The following is a 17,425-nucleotide window of genomic DNA, read 5'->3' as shown; positions in this document are numbered from 1 at the left end:
CCAGCGCAATTCCGTGCTGACCCAATGGCTGCACCACTACAACTGGCACCGCCCTCACATGGGGATCGGTGGCCAGCCACCTATTTCCAGAGTCCTGCTGAACAACGTGGTGGGTTTACACAACTAACAGTCGACTCTACCGCCGGGTCGTTTCACGTGCGGGAAGATCTCAGGCCAGCTCAGGTTCCTGCGCCAGCAGGCGATGGAAGCGTTGCAGAACGTAAGGGTCGATCAGACCACCGGATTGCTCGTCGATGATGCGCAGTGCCGTCTCGTTTTCCATCGCGGCACGGTAGGGACGCACGCTGGTCATCGCGTCATAGGCATCCGCAACGGTGACGATGCGCGAGCCCAACGGAATGCTCTCGCCGCGCAGCCCATCGGGATAGCCACTGCCATCGAACGCCTCGTGATGGGCGCGGATCAGCCGCGCAACCGGTGCCGCATCGCTGCGGCCGGTGGCCAGGAAGATGTGTTCACCGCGCACCGGATGCTCGCGCATGATCGCGCGTTCTTCGTCGGTATGCCGGCGCGGTGTCAGCAGTACATCGTCGGGAATGCCGATCTTGCCGATGTCATGGAAGCGCGCGGCCAGGCCGATCTGCGAACAGGCATCGTCATCGAGATCGCAGTGCGTGGCCAGGCGCTGCGCGAGCAGGCCAACGCGGTCGCAATGGTGGCGGGTGTAAGCGTCGCGCATCTGCAGCGACATCGAGAGGGCATCGATCAGGCAGGCCTGTGCATGCAGCAGGTCGGGGGCGGGTACGGCGTCAGGAAACATGGTCATCCGCCCGCACCGGGTGGGGACCGGTGCGGGGTGTTCGGGGGCGATCAACCCGGGGCGAGGGTGGTCAGAAGGGCGCGGGCCGCGTTGAAGCGGTCCTCCGGCAACGGCAGCGGATGCTTGATGCGAAGCTTGTCGGGCCCTTCCATGGCATAGAGGTTTGGCTGTTTCTGGATCAGCTGGATCACCGCCATCGGATCGATGTTCGGCTTGGACTCAAACACGATGCGGCCACCGTTCTCACCCAGGTCCAGCTTGCGGATGCCCAGCGCGTTGGCTTTCAGCTTCAGCTCGGCGATGGCGAACAGGTGCTTGGCCGCATCCGGCAGCAGGCCGAAGCGATCGATCATCTCCACCTGCAGTTCGCGCAGCGCATCGCTGTCGCGCGCGCTGGAAATACGCTTGTACAGGGTCAGGCGGGTATGCACGTCCGGCAGGTAGTCTTCCGGGATCAATGCCGGCACATGCAGCTCGACCTCGGCACCACGCACTTCCTCGCCGGCATCCAGGTCGGGCAGCTTGCCCTGCTTGATGCTGCGTACCGCGCGCTCCAGAAGCTCGGTGTACAGGCTGAAGCCGACCTCGGCCATCTGCCCGCTCTGGTCCTCGCCGAGCAGTTCGCCGGCACCGCGGATCTCCAGATCGTGCGTGGCCAGGGTGAAGCCGGCGCCCAACTCGTCCATCGAGGCGATCGCTTCCAGGCGCTTCTCAGCGTCGGGGGTGATCGCGCGGCGGTCGGGGGTGATCAGGTAGGCGTAGGCACGGTGGTGCGAACGGCCCACGCGGCCACGCAGCTGGTGCAGCTGGGCCAGGCCGAAGCGGTCGGCGCGGTTGATGATGATGGTGTTGGCGTTGGGGATGTCGATGCCCGATTCGATGATCGTGGTCGACAGCAGCACGTTGAAGCGCTGCTTCTGGAAGTCCAGCATCACCTTTTCCAGCTCGCGCTCGGGCATCTGCCCGTGGGCGATGCCGATGCGCGCTTCCGGCACCAGCTCGGACAGCTCGCGCTGCATGCGGCCGATGCTTTCCACGTCGTTGTGCAGGAAGTACAGCTGGCCGCCACGTGCCAGCTCGCGCTGGAAGGCTTCGCGCAGCAGCGCGTTGTCCCACTGGGTGATGAAGGTCTGCACCGCCAGCCGGTTCGGCGGCGGCGTGGCGATGATCGACAGGTCACGCAGGCCGGCCATGGCCATGTTCAAGGTGCGCGGGATCGGCGTGGCGGTCAGGGTCAGCAGGTGCACGTTGGCGCGCAGCGCCTTCAGGGCTTCCTTCTGGCGCACGCCGAAACGCTGCTCTTCGTCGACGATGACCATGCCCAGGTCCTTGAACTTCACGTCGGGCTGCAGCAGGCGATGGGTGCCGACGATGACGTCGATGGTGCCGGCAGCGACCTTTTCCAGCTCGGCCTTGATCTCCTTGGTGCTCTTGAAGCGCGACAGCACCTCGACCTTCAGCGGGTAATCGGCGAAGCGGTCGCGGAAGTTGCGGTAATGCTGTTCGGCCAGCAGCGTAGTCGGCACCAGCACGGCCACCTGCTTGCCGGCACTGGCGGCGGCGAATGCCGCACGCACCGCCACCTCGGTCTTGCCGAAACCGACGTCGCCGCAGACCACACGGTCCATCGGCTGGCTGCTGGCGAGGTCGCGCAGGGTGGCGTCGATGGCGGCCAGCTGATCGGGGGTTTCCTCGAACGGGAATCCGGCTGCGAACGGCTCGTACATCGCACGGTCCACCTGCAGTGCCAGGCCGGCACGCGCCTGGCGACGGGCCTGGATCTCCAGCAGTTCGGCAGCGACGTCGCGAACCTTTTCGGCGGCCTTGCGCTTGGCCTTGCTCCACTGCTCGCCACCGAGCGAATGCAGCGGCGCGGTTTCCGCTGAAGCGCCGGAGTAGCGGCTGATCAGGTGCAGCTGGGCGACCGGCACATACAGGCGGTCGCCCTTGGCGTATTCGATTTCGAGGAACTCGCCGGGCATGCCGCCGACGTCCATCGCGATCAGGCCACGGTAGCGGCCGACACCATGGTCCTCGTGCACGATCGGTGCACCCTCGGTCAGTTCGCCGAGGTCGCGGATGATCGCTTCCGGCTCGCGGCCGGCACGGCGCGTGCGGCGGGTGCTGCCGGCGCGCTCGGGGAACAGCTGGCGCTCGGTCAGCACCGCGATGCGCGGATCGTCCAGTGCGAAGCCATCTTCCAGCGGTGCCACCGCGATCGCGAAGCGCGCATCGTCGGCGAGGAAGCTGGGCAGGTCGGCCACCACCGGCGGCTTCAGCTCGGCGGCCTGCAGCACTTCCAGCAGGGCCTCGCGACGCCCGGGCGAATCGGCGGCGATCAGTACCCGGCCCGGATAGTGGCCGAGGAAGGATTTCAGCGCGTCGCCAGCGGGGGCCTCGCGCGCGGCCACCGGCAGCGGCGGCAGCGGCTGGTCACCCAGCGCGTGGGCATCGGCGATGCGCGCGTGGTCAGCCGACCACACCTCGATGCGCGGGGCATCGTTCAGGCGCTCGCGCAGCAGCTCCGGCGACAGGTACAACGCCGAAGGCGGCAGCAGCGGGCGCTCCACATCATGGCGGCGCTGCTCATAGCGGTCCGCGGTCTGCGCCCAGAACGCGACGGACGCTTCATACGCACCGGTACAGACCACCGGCAGGCTGCCGTCGGGCAGGTAGTCGAACAGGGTTGCGGTGCGTTCGAAGAACAGCGGCAGGTAGTACTCGACGCCGGCCGGGGCCAGCCCGGACTTCAGATCCTGGTACAGCGAACTGCGCCGGGTATCCACATCGAAACGCTCGCGCAGCGTGGCCAGCACGCGTGCGATGCTGGCCTCGTCCATCGGCACTTCGCGGCCGGGCAGCATGTGCACCGCCTCGACCTTGTCCAGCGAACGCTGGCTTTCCGGATCGAAGGCACGGATCGAGTCGATGTCCTCGTCCAGTAGTTCTACCCGCAGCGGCTCGTCGGCGCCCATCGGGAACACGTCGAGCAGGCCGCCGCGCACCGCGAAGTCACCTGGGTCCATCACCTGCGGCACGTTGCGGTAGCCGGCGCTTTCCAGGCGACGCTTCTCGGCTTCCAGGTCCAGGCGCTGGCCGACTTTCAGGTCAAAGCTGCCACCGATCACATAGCTGCGCGGGGCCAGCTGCTGCAGCAGGGTCTGCACCGGCACGATCACCAGGCCGCGCTTCAGCGCCGGCAGGCGGTGCAGGGCGGACAAGCGCTGCGAGATGATGTCCGGATGCGGGCTGAAGCGGTCGTACGGCAGGGTTTCCCAGTCCGGGAAGGCGACCACCGGCAGGGCCGGGTCACCGCCAAGCAGGGTCTGCAGGTCGGCTTCGAGCTGGTTGGCACCGTGGTTGTCACGGGCGATCACCAGCAGCGGGGCGTCATGCGCACGCGCGGCCTGGGCCAGGTACCAGGCCAGGGCGGTCGGCGAGGCGGGGGCGCGCCACCAGGCGCGGAGCTGGCCGGCGCGCGGCAGCGGCGGGGCGGGGTATGAGGTACGCGACATGGACCCCGGATTTTAGCAGAAGCCCGATCGAAGCCCGGTGGGTCGTGCCGGCCGTTTGCCGACGGCCTCACGTGCCGTTGGGGGAACACAATGCCGGCCAGCGGCCGGCACTACCGGGAGGCATGGCCGGGCAGGGCCCGGCGCATCCGTCAGTTGTCCAGCTCCAGCACCATCCGCACCAGGCCTTCGGCACCGGTCGGGTGCGGCACCGGCTTGAAGCCCAGCGAGGCGGCCAGCTGCTTCATCGGCTCGTTCTCGGCGGCAACGTCGCCATACAGGCGGTCGAGGTACTTGCCGCGGCCCCACTTCACCAGCTTGCGCATCAGCTGCCGGCCCAGGCCCTGGCCAATGAGGAAGCGGCTGATCAGGATCGCGTACTCGGCTTCACGGGTACCGGGGATGATCGAGGCCCGGGCGACCGCGCCGACCACCGCTTCGCCAGCGGGCAGGGACTCGGCTGCGACCAGGGTGATCTCGGTCTTGGGATTGGGGTGGGTCAGGCGCTGGGTGGTTTCCGGTGACAGCTCGGTCACCGCCTGCAGGAAACGATCACGGATTTCTTCCGGCCCGAACAGGCTGAACGCCGCTTGCAGCGGTGCGCCGTCTTCCGGGCGGATGGGGCGGATCAGCAGCTCGTGGCCGCTGGGAGCCTTGAAGATCTCATGCCAGGGCGGCATGCGGTTGCGAGTGGCCATACCGGGTGATTCCTTGGTGGTCCATCGATTGTGGCATCACCGGGGCTGCATTCCGTGAACGAAAGGCTCACGGCGGTACAGCCTCGTGAAGGCCGTTATTCGGGGGCTTTGAGCCAATCCAGGCGGGTGCTGGCCCCCGGTTCGCCCAGGTGCTGGCGCAGCGCCGGCAGGGCCGGGCCGACCACCCGGTCGAACTGCCACGGCGGGTTGAGCAACAGCATGCCGCTGCCGTTGAGGCGCAGCGGCGAGTCGTCCGGGCGCACCAGGAACTCGATCGTCATCGCCGACTTGACCGGCAGGGCAGTGGCCTTGCGCAGGAAATGCAGGATGGTGCGGCGCTGCTTGATCGGGAACCAGACGGCACACGTGGCCTGCGGCCAGCGTGCCAGGGTCTCGGCCAGGGCTGCCAGGATGTTCTGGTATTCGGCGTCCTGCGCCTCGTACGGCGGATCGATCAGCACCAGGCCACGACCGATCTTGCTGCCGTTGAACTTCGGCGGCAGCAGCGAGCGCAGCAGTGCATAGCCATCGCCAGCGCGCACATCGACGCGGCTGTCATGGGCAAACAGGGCCTTCAGCATGGCCGTTTCGGCTTCCTGCAGCTCGCAGACCGCCATGCGGTCCTGGGCACGCATCGCCTGTGCGCTCAGCAGCGGCGAGCCCGGGTAGTTGGTCAGCGCGCCGACCGGGTTGTCGGCCTGGACCGCCTTCAGGTAGCGCTCGACCACCTCCGGCAGCTTGGGCTGGGCCATCAGCCGCATGATCCCGGATTCGGCCTCCAGGGTCTTGCGGCTCTCTTCGCTGGCCAGCAGGTAGCGGCCGGCACCGCCGTGGGTGTCGAGCACGAAGAACGGGCTGTCCTTGCGCTTGAAGCTGTCGATCAGGGCCAGCTGCACGATGTGCTTGAGCACATCGGCGTGGTTGCCGGCATGGAAGGCGTGGCGATAGTTCATGGGCGGCAGTGTACGGGGCGGCGGCCGCAGCGGCTATGCTGCGCGCCATGACAGCTCCCGTTGCCCATGTCCTGGTAGTCGAGGACGAAGCCGCCATCGCCGAAACCGTGCTCTATGCGCTGCGCAGCGATGGCTATGCCGCCAGCCACTGCCTGTTGGGCGGGGAGGCGCTGCAGCGGCTGCAGGCCGGGGATATCGACGTGGTGGTGCTGGACGTGGGCCTGCCCGACCTGGGCGGATTCGAGGTGTGCCGGCGGCTGCGCGCGCAGCCCGGGCCGGCGGCGCAGCTGCCGGTGATCTTCCTGACCGCCCGCAATGATGAAGTGGACCGGGTGCTCGGCCTGGAGCTGGGCGCCGACGACTACATGACCAAGCCGTTCTCGCCGCGCGAGCTGGTGGCGCGGGTGCGTGCGCGCCTGCGCCGTGCGGCGCCGGTCATCGCAGCGCCCAGCGCCGATGCAGGCTGGCAGGAACATGGCGCGTTCGCCATCGACCGCGAAGGCCGGCGCATCCGCTTCCGTGGCCAGGCACTGGACCTGACCCGCTACGAGTACGCGCTGCTGGAGGCGCTGCTGCAGCGACCCGGTGCCATCCTCAGCCGTGCCCAGCTGATGGACCGTGGCTGGGACAGCAGCGCCGACAGTGCCGACCGCACCGTCGATACCCATGTAAAGACGCTGCGTGCCAAGCTGCGCGCGGCCGGTGCCAGCGACGACCCGATCCGCACCCACCGTGGCCTTGGCTACGCGCTGGAGGTCTAGCCGATGCGCCTGGTGCTGAAGCTGTTCCTGGGCTTCTTCCTGATCACCGGCATCGCGGCCTTCTTCGTGATGCGCGTGTTCGTCAACGAAGTGAAGCCGGGTGTGCGCCAGGCGATGGAATCGACCCTGGTCGATGCGGCCAACGTGCTGGCCGAGATGGCCGCCGCCGACGTCAAGGACGGCACCATCCGCAGCGGCAGTTTCACCCGCAACCTGGCCAAGGCACGGCAGCGCGACCTGAAGGCAATGGTCTGGCGGTTCCCGAAGCGCTCGCTGGATTACCGGGTGACCATCACCGATGCCAAAGGCATCGTCATCTACGACTCGCTGGGCCGTGACCTTGGCCGCGACAATTCGCGCTGGAATGATGTCTACCGCACCCTGCGTGGCGAATACGGTGCCCGTTCCAGCCCCGAGATTCCGGGCGAGGAAGGCGATACGGTGATGCATGTGGCGGCGCCGGTATACGACCCGGCCGATGGCCGCACCCTGATCGGCGTGCTCAGCCTGGCCCAGCCCAACCGCAGCATCGATCCGTTCATCGCCGCCAGCCAGCGCGCCATCATCGAGCGCGGTGCCTGGCTCATCGGATTGTCGGCGCTGGTCGGCGTGCTGGTGACGATGTGGCTGACCACTGGCCTCGGCCAGCTCAGCCGCTATGCACGCGCGGTCAGCGCGGGCGAACCGGTGCCACCACCACGGCGCCGTCGCGACGAGATCGGCGATCTCGGCCAGGCGCTGGAAACGATGCGCCGCAAGCTCGAAGGCAAGGCCTACGTCGAGCAGTACGTGCAGTCGCTGACGCACGAGATGAAGAGCCCGCTGGCGGCGATCCGCGGTGCCGCCGAACTGCTGCAGGAGCCGTTGCCCGAAGCGGACCGCGTGCATTTCGCGCGCAGCATTGTCGATCAGCAGGAGCGGCTGACCGAGACCATCGACAAGCTGCTGGCGCTGGCCGAAGTGGAACAGCACGGCTGGCTGCAGACCCGCGACCCGATTGCATTGCCGGCATTGCTGGCCGATGCGGCCGCGGCCGCGCAGGTGCGTGCACAGGCGGCCGGTGTGCGGGTCCACATCGGCAACGTGCCCGACCTGCGGGTGCAGGGCGACGGCTACCTGCTGCGGCAGGCGCTGCACAACCTGATCGACAACGCGATTGCCTTCTCGCCGTCCGGCGCGGAGATCGCGCTGCAGGCCGAGGTGGATGGACAGGGCGTGCGCCTGCAGGTGGCCGACCGCGGCACCGGCATCCCGGACTATGCGCGCGAACGGGTGTTCGAACGCTTCTATTCGCTGGCGCGGCCCGGCAGCGGGCGGCGCAGTTCCGGCCTGGGCCTGCCATTCGTGCAGGAAGTCGCGCGCCTCCACGATGGACGCGCCAGTGTCGACGTCCGCGAGGGCGGCGGCACCGTGGCCAGCCTGTGGCTGCCATCGGGTGCGCCGGGCCAGCGCCCGCGCCGCTGACTTCACACTCGCTTCAAATTCGCCACAAACCCTGCTCACCCCAGCGGTCCATCCTGCAGCCCTCTCCAACGAGGATGGACCATGAAATCCCTGAAGATGCTGCTGAGGTTCGCCATTGTCGGCGGGCTGATCCTGCTGCTGCTGGTGCCGCTGACCATGATCCGCGGGGTCATCAACGAACGCAGCGCATACCGCGACGAGGCGTTCTCGCGGGTGGCCGACAGCCGCGCCGGTGCACAGCAGCTGGTGGGCCCGGTGCGGGTGGTGCCATGGGTGGAACGCAAGCAGGTTGAACTGGTCGACCCGCTGGGCGTCAAGAAGACCGAGATACAGGTCACCGAGGGGCACTGGCTGCAGATGCCGGCGTCGCTGGAGGTCGGCGGCGAGATGCTGCCGAGCCAGCGCGAAGTCGGCCTGTTCAAGGTACCGGTGTACAGCTGGAACGGCCAGATGAAGGCGACCTTCGCCGCAGACGACTATCCGGTGAAGGCCGGCCGCAGTTACGGCCAGCCGTATGTCGCGGTTGGTGTATCCGATGTGCGGGGCCTGGTGGGTACGCCGAACCTGCGCGTGGATGGCAAGCAGCTGCGGTTGCTGCCGGGCGTTGGCGCGGCCAGCGAGGTGGGGCGAGGCCTGCACGCACCGGTGGCCGGTTTCGCTGCGGATCAGGGCGGCACGCTGGCTGCCAGCACGGTTGAACTGGAGCTGCGCCTGGATGGCAGCCGCATGCTGTCGGTGGTGCCGGTGGGCGATGACACCCACATCGCGCTGCGTTCGAGCTGGCCGCATCCGTCGTTCAGCGGTGCGTTCCTGCCCAATGAGCGACGCGTCGATGCGCAGGGCTTCGATGCACGCTGGGCGGTGTCCTCGCTGGCCTCCGATGCCCAGCGCCAGCTGCGCAATGATGGTGCGGTCGAATCGCAGGCGGTGACGGTGTCGCTGGTCGATCCGGTCGATACCTACACCCAGGCCGACCGTGCCTCGAAATACGGCGTGCTGTTCGTGCTGCTCACCTTCGTCGGCTTCATCCTGTTCGAGCTGATCAAGTCGCTGCGCATCCACCCGTTGCAGTACCTGATGGTGGGCCTGGCGCTGGCGATCTTCTTCCTGCTGCTGATCAGCCTGTCCGAGCACATCGCGTTCTGGAAGGCCTACCTGGTATCGGCCGTGGCCTGTATTGGCCTGCAGGCGGTGTACCTGGCCAATGTGCTGGGCCACTGGAAGCGCGGCCTCGGCTTCGCTGCGCTGCTGACCGTGCTGTACGGCGCGCTGTATGGCCTGCTGGTGTCGGAGAACAACGCGCTGTTGATGGGTTCGCTGCTGCTGTTCGTGATCCTGGCGCTGGCGATGTGGGTGACCCGCCGGGTCGACTGGTACGCGCTCGGCGCGGAACTGAAGTAAGGAGCAGGCCATGGGCTGGCGCCAGGGATTGCGGCAACGGGCACGGCAGGGCATTCCGGCCCTGCTGGAAGTGGATGCGCTGCTGCAGGCACATGGCGTGCTGGCGGCCCTGCCGGGGGCGCGGATCGCCCCCGGCCTGGTCCGCTTCCAGCTGGCGGCGGTGACCTGCGAAGGATTGCAGGGGCAGGGATTGCGCTGGCTGCAGGGCGCTCGGCAGGGACGCGGCGCGGTGGCTGGCCGGGTGCCGCGCTACCGGCCATGGAAGGCCGGGGCGGAGGCGCTGGCCGAGATCGGTATCGGCGGCCTTCCGGATGACTGGCCGGCACACGCGGCGGTGTACGGCTGCAGCAGCATCGACCGGCGGCACTGGTTGCTGCTGCTGCCGGAACGGGCACAGTTGTGGCTGGGGTGGAGCGGGTGATTGGGCTGTTCATCCACACATGGCGTGGATCTACTGGTGTGAGTGCGAACCTTGGTTCGCACGCTCCCGCCCATGACCGATGGGACGGTATCCCCGCGCCCCCGCTGGCTAGACTCGACGAGTTGATGATCGAGCCGAAGGGCAGGGGTGCGATGTGTTGAAGTGGGGCATGCTGGCCGCAGCGCTGGCGATGGGTGGCAATGCAGCAGCGCAGCAGCGCGAGACGGTGGACCTGGACATGGTCAGCCGCATCCGCCAGGAGGCCTTCCACCGCTCGCAGGTGATGGACACCTTCAGCTATCTCACCGAGCGCATCGGCCCGCGCCTGACCAACTCGCCGGCGATGGGTCGCGCCAACGCCTGGACCCGCGGCAAGTTCAACGAATGGAAGCTGGACAACGTCCACGACGAGGCCTTCGACGACTTCGGGCGCGGCTGGGAGTTCACTTCGGCGAGCGTGGAGATGCTGGGCGACCGCGTGCAGCCGCTGCATGCATTGCCCAAGGCCTGGACGCCGGGCACCAAGGGGCCGGTTGAAGGCGAGCTGGTCCAGGTCGAGATCAAGAAGCCCGAAGACATCGAGAAGTACCGCGGCAAGCTGCGCGGCAAGATCCTGCTGCTGGGCGAGGCGCGCGAGTACAAGCGCGGCACCGAGGCGGATTCGCATCGCCACGACGCCACCTCGCTGGAAGGCCTGCAGGAATTCACCCTGCCCAAGGACAAGGACGCCACCGCCGAGCGCGCCAAGCGGGTCAAGGAGTACCAGGAACGCCAGCAGCTGGCGACCAAGGTCAATGCGTTCTTCGTGGAAGAAGGCGCGCTGGCCTCGATCAGCATCAGCAGCTGGGACAACGGCATCATCCGCGTTGCCGGTGGTGGTTCGCGCAAGGCCGGCGAGTCGGTGGGCATCCCCGAGCTGGCGATGATCAGCGAGCACTTCAATCCGCTGGTGCGCGCGCTGGAGGCCAAGCAGACGGTGCGCCTGCGCGTGGATGTGGCAGCACGCTTCACCGATGAGGCCGACCAGCCCGGTTACAACACGCTGGCCGAGATCCGTGGCAGCAGCAAGCCCGATGAAGTGGTGATGATCGGCGCGCACCTGGATTCCTGGCACAGCGGTACCGGTGCGGCCGACAACGCGGCTGGCGTGGCGGTGATGATGGAGGCGATGCGCATCCTCAAGGCCACCGGCGCCAAGCCCAGGCGCACCATCCGCGTGGCGCTGTGGAGCGGTGAGGAACAGGGCCTGATCGGCTCGCAGGCTTATGTGGCCAAGCACTTCGGTCGTTTCCCGGAACCCACCGACCCGGCGCAGAAGGCGCTGCCGGCCTCGCTGCGCGAGCCCACCGGCGCGCTGCAGAAGACCCGCGATTACGGCAAGTTCCAGGTCTACTTCAACATGGACAACGGCTCGGGCCGCTTCCGCGGCATCTATGCGCAGGAAAACCTTGCGGCGATGCCGATCTTCGAAGCCTGGCTGGCGCCGTTCCATGACGTGGGTGCCACCACCGTGGCCACCCGCAACACCGGCAGCACCGACCACATCAGCTTCGACCGCATCGGCCTGCCGGGCTTCCAGTTCATCCAGGACCGGCTGGACTACTTCACCAATGTCCACCACAGCCACCTGGACACCTGGGACCACGCCGAACCGGAAGACCTGAAGCAGGCCGCAGCCATCGTCGCCTCGTTCGCCTACAACGCCGCGATGCGCGAGCAGCCGTTCCCGCGCAAGGTGGAACCGTAAAAGGGGACGGAGGGGATTAAGTCGTTTCTCCCCTCCGTTTCCCGGTTGCAGCGCCCCAGGCTGGGCAATCGCGACTTAATCCCCTCCGTCCCCTTTTTCCGTCGGGGGCGGAGGGCTGGTAAAATCGGGGGATTCCCGTTCCTCGAGCCGTCCATGACCTGCCGCACCCGCTTCGCCCCCAGTCCCACCGGCTACCTGCACATCGGTGGTGCCCGCACTGCGCTGTACTGCTGGCTGGAGGCCCGCCACCGTGGCGGCGAGTTCGTGCTGCGCATCGAGGACACCGACCGTGAACGCAGCACCCAGGGCGCGATCGACGCGATCCTAGAGGCGATGGAGTGGCTGGGCCTGGACTATGACGAAGGCCCGATCTACCAGACCGACCGCGTCGCCCGTTACCTGGAAGTGGCCGAACAGCTGGTGGCCGACGGCAAGGCGTATTACGCATACGAGACCCGCGAAGAGCTTGACGCGATGCGCGAGGCCGCCATGGCCAGGCAGGAGAAGCCGCGCTACAACGGTGCCGCGCGTGACCTGGGCCTGCCGCGCAGGGATGATCCGAACCGCGTCATCCGCTTCAAGAACCCGCTGGAAGGCACGGTGGTGTTCGACGACCTGATCAAGGGCCGTATCGAGATCGCCAACAGCGAGCTGGATGACATGGTCATCTTCCGCCCGGACGGCTACCCCACCTACAACTTCGCGGTGGTGGTGGACGACTGGGACATGGGCATCACCGAGGTCATCCGCGGCGACGACCACATCAACAACACCCCGCGCCAGATCAACCTGTACGAAGGCATCGGGGCCCCGGTGCCGAAGTTCGGCCACATGCCGATGATCCTGGACGAGCAGGGCGCCAAGCTGTCCAAGCGCACCGGCGCGGCCGACGTGATGCAGTACAAGGACGCCGGCTACCTGCCGGACGCGCTGCTGAGCTACCTGGCCCGCCTGGGCTGGTCGCACGGTGACCAGGAGCTGTTCAGCCGCCAGGAACTGATCGATCTGTTCGACGTGAAGGACTGCAATTCCAAGGCCTCGCGCCTGGACATGGCCAAGCTGGGCTGGGTCAACCAGCACTTCCTGAAGACCGAGGACGTGTCCGCGATCGTGCCGCACCTGGTCTACCAGCTGCAGAAGCTGGGCCTGGACGTGGCCGCTGGCCCGGCCCCGGAGGACGTGGTGATCGCCCTGCGTGAACGCGTGCAGACCCTGAAGGAAATGGCCGAGAAGGCCGTGGTCTGGTACCAGCCGCTGACCGAGTACGACGAAGCGGCGGTGGCCAAGCACTTCAAGGCCGGTGCCGAGGTGGCGCTGGGCAAGGCCCGCGAGCTGCTGGCCGCCCTGCCGGAATGGACCGCCGAGTCGGTGGGCGTCGCCCTGCACGAGGCGGCCGCAGCGCTGGAAATCGGCATGGGCAAGGTCGCCCAGCCGCTGCGCGTGGCCATCACCGGCACCCAGGTCAGCCCTGACATTTCCCATACCGTTTACCTGGCCGGCCGCGAGCAGGCCTTGAAACGCATTGATGTGGCCATCACCAAGGTAGCAACGGCCTGAGGCATCCTTGCCAGGCCCGAACCGGAGAACACGCATGCCCGCCAAGACCGCCACTGCCTGTACCGCCCCGCACCACCACGTCCACGACGCATCGGACTTCGTGGCGGTGGTCGAGCGCGTCTCGCGCGAACGCGGGCTGCGCCTGACCCCGATCCGCGCCAACGTGCTGAAGCTGATCGCCGAGGCCGGCAAGCCGGTCAAGGCGTACGAGCTGCTGGAGTGGGTGCGCAACGGCAAGGGCGTGGGTGCTGATGCCCCGCCCACCGTGTACCGCGCCCTCGACTTCCTGATGGCCAATGGCTTCGTGCACAAGCTGGAATCGGTGAATGCCTTCGTGGCCTGCCACCATCCCAGCAGCGCCGCGCATTCGGTGCCGTTCCTGATCTGCAACAGCTGCCACAGCGCGGTGGAGCTGGAAGACCGCGAGATCGTCACCCAGCTGGAGAAGCGTGCCAAGGAGCTGGGTTTCCAACCGCAGGCGCAGACCCTGGAAGTGCATGGCCTCTGCGCGCGCTGCGCCGGCTAACGCAATGGTAGTGCCGGCCGCTGGCCGGCATTCTGGGATTGGGGTCAGATTCCTTTGCCATTGGCAAAGGGATCTGACCCCGTTTCATATCGGCACGACAGGGCCCGCGTCTTAGTCCATCGCCTTGGAACGGGTATCCACCCGCACGATCACCGACATGCCGGGGCGCAGCTGCGCGGCCAGCTTCTGGCCTTTGTTGATCGATATCCGCACCGGCAGCCGCTGCACCACCTTGGTGAAGTTGCCGCTGGCATTGTCCGGGCGCAGCACGCTGAATTCCGACCCGGTGGCGGGCGCGATCTCCTGCACGCGGCCCCGCAGCACCTGCCCCTGGAACGCGTCCACCGAGAACGTGGCCGGCTGGCCGATCGCCATCCCCCAGGTCTGGCCTTCCTTGTAGTTGGCCACCACCCACAGCGTGTCGGGTACCAGGAACAGCAGCTGCGAACCGGCGGCGACGTACTGGCCCACGCGTACGCTGGCTTCGCTGATCTGGCCGTCGCGCGGCGCGTGGATCACCGTGTTGGCCAGATCGATGCGCGCCAGTTCCAGCTGCGCCTGCGCGCTCTCCACCTGGGCCTCCAGGCTCTTGCGCGCTACCTGGGTCGATACCAGGGTCTCCTCGGCGATGCGGATCTGCGCCTGCGACTGCTGCACGCTGGCCTGCGCCGAGGCCTGCGCGGTGCGGAACTTGTCGCGATCGTTGATCGACACCAGCTGCTGCGCGGCCAGTTCCTCGTAGCGCTTGGTCTCGTTGCGTGAGCGTTGCAGCTCCGCCTGCCCAGCCGACAACGTGGCGCGGGCGGAGGCAATCTGCGCACGGTTCTGCGCCTGGGACTGGTCTGAGTTGGCCAGGGCCGCGCGTGCGCTGTCCAGCGCCGCCTGCGCCTGGGCGACCCGCTGCGCATAGATGCGGTCATCGATGCGCAGCAGCGGCTCGCCTTCCTTCACGTGCTGGAAGTCCTTCACCAGCACCTCGGTCACATAGCCGTTGACCTGTGGCGCCATCACCGTGATCTGTCCGCGTACATACGCGTTGTCGGTCACCATCACGCTGCTGGTGAACGGCCACAGGTGCCAGGCGCGCAGGATCAGCGCAATGCCCAGCAGGGCCACCACCACCATCACCACCACGCTGCGCGCGCTGGGCTTGAGGTACTTCGGCGCGACAGCGGGTTCTACCGGCGTAGGGGCAGGCGCCGCGTCGGTCGGCGGCGGTGGGGTTACGTTGTCGGCGTCGTCGGGTCGGGGCGGGACGGGAGGCATGGTCGAGAACTCAGCGGGGCGCGGCCGGCGTGGCCACAGCGGGGGAAGTGGGGTGGCGCTTGCGCCATTGCTTGAGCACGGCGGTGCGCAGCGACAGCAGCAGCAACCAGCACAGGAAGCCGATGGCCAACCAACCGCTCAGCGTGAACACATCATTGAAGCCGCGTACGTTGGCTTCGCGGCGCGTCGTCTGCGCCAACTGCGCGCTGCCCTGCGCGCTGCGCAGCACCGGATCGGTGATCTGGGCGACGTACAGCTGCTGTTGGATGCGCAGGCGCTGTGCCACCACCGGGTCGGCTGGGTCGAGCTGGCTGGTCAGCGCGCTGGAATACAACTGCTCGCGATGCAGCTGGAAGGTGCCCAGCACCGCCGAGCCGGCCAGGCCGCCCAGCGTCTGCGTGATCGACAGCGTCACCAGGAAGGTGATCATGTGGTCCACGCCCTGTTTCAGCGCGGCGGAAATGCCGAGCATGATCAACGGGCCCATGAACATGCCGGCACCGACCGAGGCCAGGAACTGGCTGGCGTAGAAGTCGTGCGGCCGATCCATGCTGGTGCGGTGCTGGTCGAAGAACGCGGCGGCGCCCAGCAGCAGGATCGCCATCAGCAGCTGCGGGATCAGCCGTTTGGGCCCGAAAGTCAGTGCAGTGCCGGCGATACCGGTGACCACGCCGGCGAGAATCACCACGAACAGCGGCCGCAACTGATCAGGGCCCATGCCGAGCGTGCGCATTAGGTTGACCACGCCGTAGGACTGCTCGGTGGTCAGAAAGCGGATCAGGAAGGCGCCGACGATGAAATGCAGTACGGGCAGGCTGGCCAGCCAGCGTGTCTGCAGCAGCGGATTGCGCCGGTAGTGCTCGATGATGAAGGCGGTGGTGGACAGCACGATCGAGGCGACCAGGGCCCAGCCCAGCCACGGCGTGTTGAGCCACCAGCGGGTGTAGCCCTGCGCCAGCACGATCACCAGCAGCGCGACGGCCGGTGCAAGCAGGGCGAACGTGAGGAAGTCCAGCGGTTCGAAGGCCTTCACCTGGATGCCGGGCGGCAGCTTCAGCACCACCACGGCGGCAAACGCGCACAGCGCCAACCCGGCTTCGAAGGAATACAGCTGGTGCCACTGGCCGGTATCGACCAGGCCTGGCGAGACGATCCAGGCGATCGGCACCGCCAGCTGCGAGAGGCCGACGCCGACCACCAGCAGATTGCCGGTAAAGCGGCGCGGCAGCGCCTGCAGCATGTACAGCGTGCCCAGTGTCGAACAGGCCGCACCCGCGAAGCCGCTGGCGGCGCGGGTCAGCATCGTGGTCTCGAAGCTGCCGACGAACAGGTGCAGCACCGCCAGTGCCGCGTACAGGCCCAGCCCGATCTCTGCGAACAGGCGGATGCCGTACTGCTGGCGGAACTTGAAGGCCAGCAGGTTGGCGGTGACATTCACCATGGCATAGGCGGCCACCAGCCAGCTGCCCTGGGTCGGGGTCAGCGCCAGCTGGCCCTGCAGGAACGGCAGGTTGGCGGTGACCAGCGCATTGCCGAGGCCGCCGGTGATCGCCACCAGCAGTGATACCAGCGCATAGGCCGCGCGCCGATACGGCGGGTGCCAGGGCATCGATGCCGAACCGGGCATGGTCGGCTTTTCGTGCTCCTCCCAATCCGGAACCGGCTTCAGATACGGCTGGACCATCAACGGGCCTCGTTGGCAGCTCCCTGGAGACCCCCACGCAGCAGCTGCAGGGCGCGCCCGGCCAACTGAGCACGCTCGTCGCGGGTCTTGCCGCGCAGGGCCGCACCCAGCATGCCCGAGATCAGTGAAATATCCGTCTTTTCCAGGTCGGCACGGCACAGCCCGGCGGCCTTGGCGCGCGCGATCGGTTCCTCCAGCAGGTCGCGCACGGTCTCGCGCGCGGCGCGCATGGACGGCACGTCCGAATCGACCGCACGCCAGTAATCGGCCAATGCCGGCGAATCAATGATGCGCTGGGCCATGCCTTCGAACACCTCGAACAGGGCGTCGTCGCGGTCACCGAGCTGTTCGACCTGGCGCCGGATGCGGTCGACCGTGCGCTGCAGCAGCGCCTGGATCAGCGCGGTGCGGTCGGGGAAGTTGCGGTACAGGGTGGCGCGGCCTACCTGGGCGCGTTCGACCACCAGGTCCAGCGGGGCGGTGACACCGTGTTGGCCGAACACATGATCGGCGGCGTCGAGGATGAGGGCACGGCGGGCGGCGGCATCGGCACGTTGGGCAGTCATGGAATTATTTTCGGACAGAAGTGTCCGATTGGCGAGACATTGGGTGACGGGATTGTCCGCTTGTTGTGGTACGCACATCTTTGTGACG

Annotated in this window: 15 protein-coding genes; 8 read left to right on the top strand and 7 right to left on the bottom strand. The window is 67.4% G+C overall.

What is annotated here, in order from left to right; translation table 11 throughout:
* The coding region (locus AC5P5S_RS09855) for an integrase core domain-containing protein (protein ID WP_146257439.1) at positions 1 to 127 on the top strand (127 nt) is incomplete at its 5' end.
* 42 nt (positions 128 to 169) lie between these two features.
* Here AC5P5S_RS09855 and AC5P5S_RS09850 read toward each other — a convergent pair.
* The 4 genes from AC5P5S_RS09850 to AC5P5S_RS09835 form a co-directional block, all read right to left on the bottom strand.
* Entirely contained in the window at positions 170 to 787 is a 618-nt protein-coding gene (locus tag AC5P5S_RS09850) for an HD-GYP domain-containing protein (protein WP_062607463.1), read from the bottom strand.
* Positions 788 to 831: 44 nt separating this feature from the next.
* The gene (mfd, locus tag AC5P5S_RS09845; protein ID WP_005412695.1) at positions 832 to 4,296 is read right to left on the bottom strand and encodes a transcription-repair coupling factor; all 3,465 of its coding nucleotides are present in this window, start codon (positions 4,294 to 4,296) and stop codon (positions 832 to 834) included.
* A gap of 149 nt (positions 4,297 to 4,445) precedes the next feature.
* Positions 4,446 to 4,991, bottom strand: coding sequence for a GNAT family N-acetyltransferase (locus AC5P5S_RS09840; RefSeq protein ID WP_004150340.1), 546 nt, complete (start codon positions 4,989 to 4,991; stop codon positions 4,446 to 4,448).
* 95 nt (positions 4,992 to 5,086) lie between these two features.
* On the bottom strand, positions 5,087 to 5,944 hold the full coding sequence (locus tag AC5P5S_RS09835) for a 23S rRNA (adenine(2030)-N(6))-methyltransferase RlmJ (protein WP_111197042.1): 858 nt from the start codon (positions 5,942 to 5,944) through the stop codon (positions 5,087 to 5,089).
* A gap of 35 nt (positions 5,945 to 5,979) precedes the next feature.
* Here AC5P5S_RS09835 and creB point away from each other — a divergent pair, with 35 nt between their 5' ends.
* The 7 genes from creB (at position 5,980) to AC5P5S_RS09800 (ending at position 13,821) form a co-directional block, all read left to right on the top strand.
* Complete coding sequence (gene creB / locus AC5P5S_RS09830) at positions 5,980 to 6,705, top strand: two-component system response regulator CreB (protein ID WP_231336785.1); 726 nt, start codon at positions 5,980 to 5,982, stop codon at positions 6,703 to 6,705.
* Between the two features lie 3 nt (positions 6,706 to 6,708).
* A complete protein-coding gene (gene creC, locus AC5P5S_RS09825; RefSeq protein WP_062607467.1) occupies positions 6,709 to 8,169 on the top strand; it encodes a two-component system sensor histidine kinase CreC in 1,461 nt (486 codons plus the stop codon).
* An 81-nt stretch (positions 8,170 to 8,250) separates the two neighbouring features.
* Entirely contained in the window at positions 8,251 to 9,570 is a 1,320-nt protein-coding gene (gene creD / locus AC5P5S_RS09820; protein WP_049397509.1) for a cell envelope integrity protein CreD, read from the top strand.
* A gap of 10 nt (positions 9,571 to 9,580) precedes the next feature.
* Positions 9,581 to 9,991 carry a hypothetical protein gene (locus AC5P5S_RS09815; RefSeq protein WP_012479575.1) on the top strand — a complete coding sequence of 137 codons (411 nt, stop codon included), beginning with the start codon at positions 9,581 to 9,583 and terminating at the stop codon, positions 9,989 to 9,991.
* Positions 9,992 to 10,160: 169 nt separating this feature from the next.
* Positions 10,161 to 11,738 carry a M20/M25/M40 family metallo-hydrolase gene (locus AC5P5S_RS09810; protein WP_005412699.1) on the top strand — a complete coding sequence of 526 codons (1,578 nt, stop codon included), beginning with the start codon at positions 10,161 to 10,163 and terminating at the stop codon, positions 11,736 to 11,738.
* 153 nt (positions 11,739 to 11,891) lie between these two features.
* The gene (gene gltX, locus AC5P5S_RS09805; RefSeq protein WP_024958160.1) at positions 11,892 to 13,295 is read left to right on the top strand and encodes a glutamate--tRNA ligase; all 1,404 of its coding nucleotides are present in this window, start codon (positions 11,892 to 11,894) and stop codon (positions 13,293 to 13,295) included.
* A gap of 34 nt (positions 13,296 to 13,329) precedes the next feature.
* Entirely contained in the window at positions 13,330 to 13,821 is a 492-nt protein-coding gene (locus tag AC5P5S_RS09800; RefSeq protein WP_004150412.1) for a Fur family transcriptional regulator, read from the top strand.
* Between the two features lie 111 nt (positions 13,822 to 13,932).
* On the opposite strand, the gene AC5P5S_RS09795 is transcribed toward AC5P5S_RS09800, so the two are convergent.
* From AC5P5S_RS09795 to AC5P5S_RS09785, 3 genes are read right to left on the bottom strand one after another with little or no spacing between them, the layout of a single operon-like run.
* Entirely contained in the window at positions 13,933 to 15,087 is a 1,155-nt protein-coding gene (locus AC5P5S_RS09795; RefSeq protein ID WP_062607469.1) for an HlyD family secretion protein, read from the bottom strand.
* A 10-nt stretch (positions 15,088 to 15,097) separates the two neighbouring features.
* Entirely contained in the window at positions 15,098 to 16,771 is a 1,674-nt protein-coding gene (locus tag AC5P5S_RS09790) for an MFS transporter (RefSeq protein ID WP_062607471.1), read from the bottom strand.
* The gene (locus tag AC5P5S_RS09785) at positions 16,771 to 17,337 is read right to left on the bottom strand and encodes a TetR/AcrR family transcriptional regulator (protein WP_062607472.1); all 567 of its coding nucleotides are present in this window, start codon (positions 17,335 to 17,337) and stop codon (positions 16,771 to 16,773) included. The genes AC5P5S_RS09790 and AC5P5S_RS09785 overlap by 1 nt, the downstream gene beginning before the upstream one ends.
* Between the last annotated feature and the right edge of the window lie 88 nt (positions 17,338 to 17,425).

Source organism: Stenotrophomonas sp. YJH_SMC_54 (assembly GCF_059368435.1).
Note: the sequence above shows the minus strand (reverse complement) of the source record. Positions and strands in the feature narration are given on the sequence as shown.

Coding starts and splice junctions, on each gene's coding strand:
- AC5P5S_RS09850 (WP_062607463.1), bottom strand. CDS start 787: ATGACCATGTTTCCTGACGCCGTACCCGCCCCCGACCTGCTGCATGCA.
- mfd (WP_005412695.1), bottom strand. CDS start 4,296: ATGTCGCGTACCTCATACCCCGCCCCGCCGCTGCCGCGCGCCGGCCAG.
- AC5P5S_RS09840 (WP_004150340.1), bottom strand. CDS start 4,991: ATGGCCACTCGCAACCGCATGCCGCCCTGGCATGAGATCTTCAAGGCT.
- AC5P5S_RS09835 (WP_111197042.1), bottom strand. CDS start 5,944: ATGAACTATCGCCACGCCTTCCATGCCGGCAACCACGCCGATGTGCTC.
- creB (WP_231336785.1), top strand. CDS start 5,980: ATGCTGCGCGCCATGACAGCTCCCGTTGCCCATGTCCTGGTAGTCGAG.
- creC (WP_062607467.1), top strand. CDS start 6,709: ATGCGCCTGGTGCTGAAGCTGTTCCTGGGCTTCTTCCTGATCACCGGC.
- creD (WP_049397509.1), top strand. CDS start 8,251: ATGAAATCCCTGAAGATGCTGCTGAGGTTCGCCATTGTCGGCGGGCTG.
- AC5P5S_RS09815 (WP_012479575.1), top strand. CDS start 9,581: ATGGGCTGGCGCCAGGGATTGCGGCAACGGGCACGGCAGGGCATTCCG.
- AC5P5S_RS09810 (WP_005412699.1), top strand. CDS start 10,161: ATGCTGGCCGCAGCGCTGGCGATGGGTGGCAATGCAGCAGCGCAGCAG.
- gltX (WP_024958160.1), top strand. CDS start 11,892: ATGACCTGCCGCACCCGCTTCGCCCCCAGTCCCACCGGCTACCTGCAC.
- AC5P5S_RS09800 (WP_004150412.1), top strand. CDS start 13,330: ATGCCCGCCAAGACCGCCACTGCCTGTACCGCCCCGCACCACCACGTC.
- AC5P5S_RS09795 (WP_062607469.1), bottom strand. CDS start 15,087: ATGCCTCCCGTCCCGCCCCGACCCGACGACGCCGACAACGTAACCCCA.
- AC5P5S_RS09790 (WP_062607471.1), bottom strand. CDS start 16,771: ATGGTCCAGCCGTATCTGAAGCCGGTTCCGGATTGGGAGGAGCACGAA.
- AC5P5S_RS09785 (WP_062607472.1), bottom strand. CDS start 17,337: ATGACTGCCCAACGTGCCGATGCCGCCGCCCGCCGTGCCCTCATCCTC.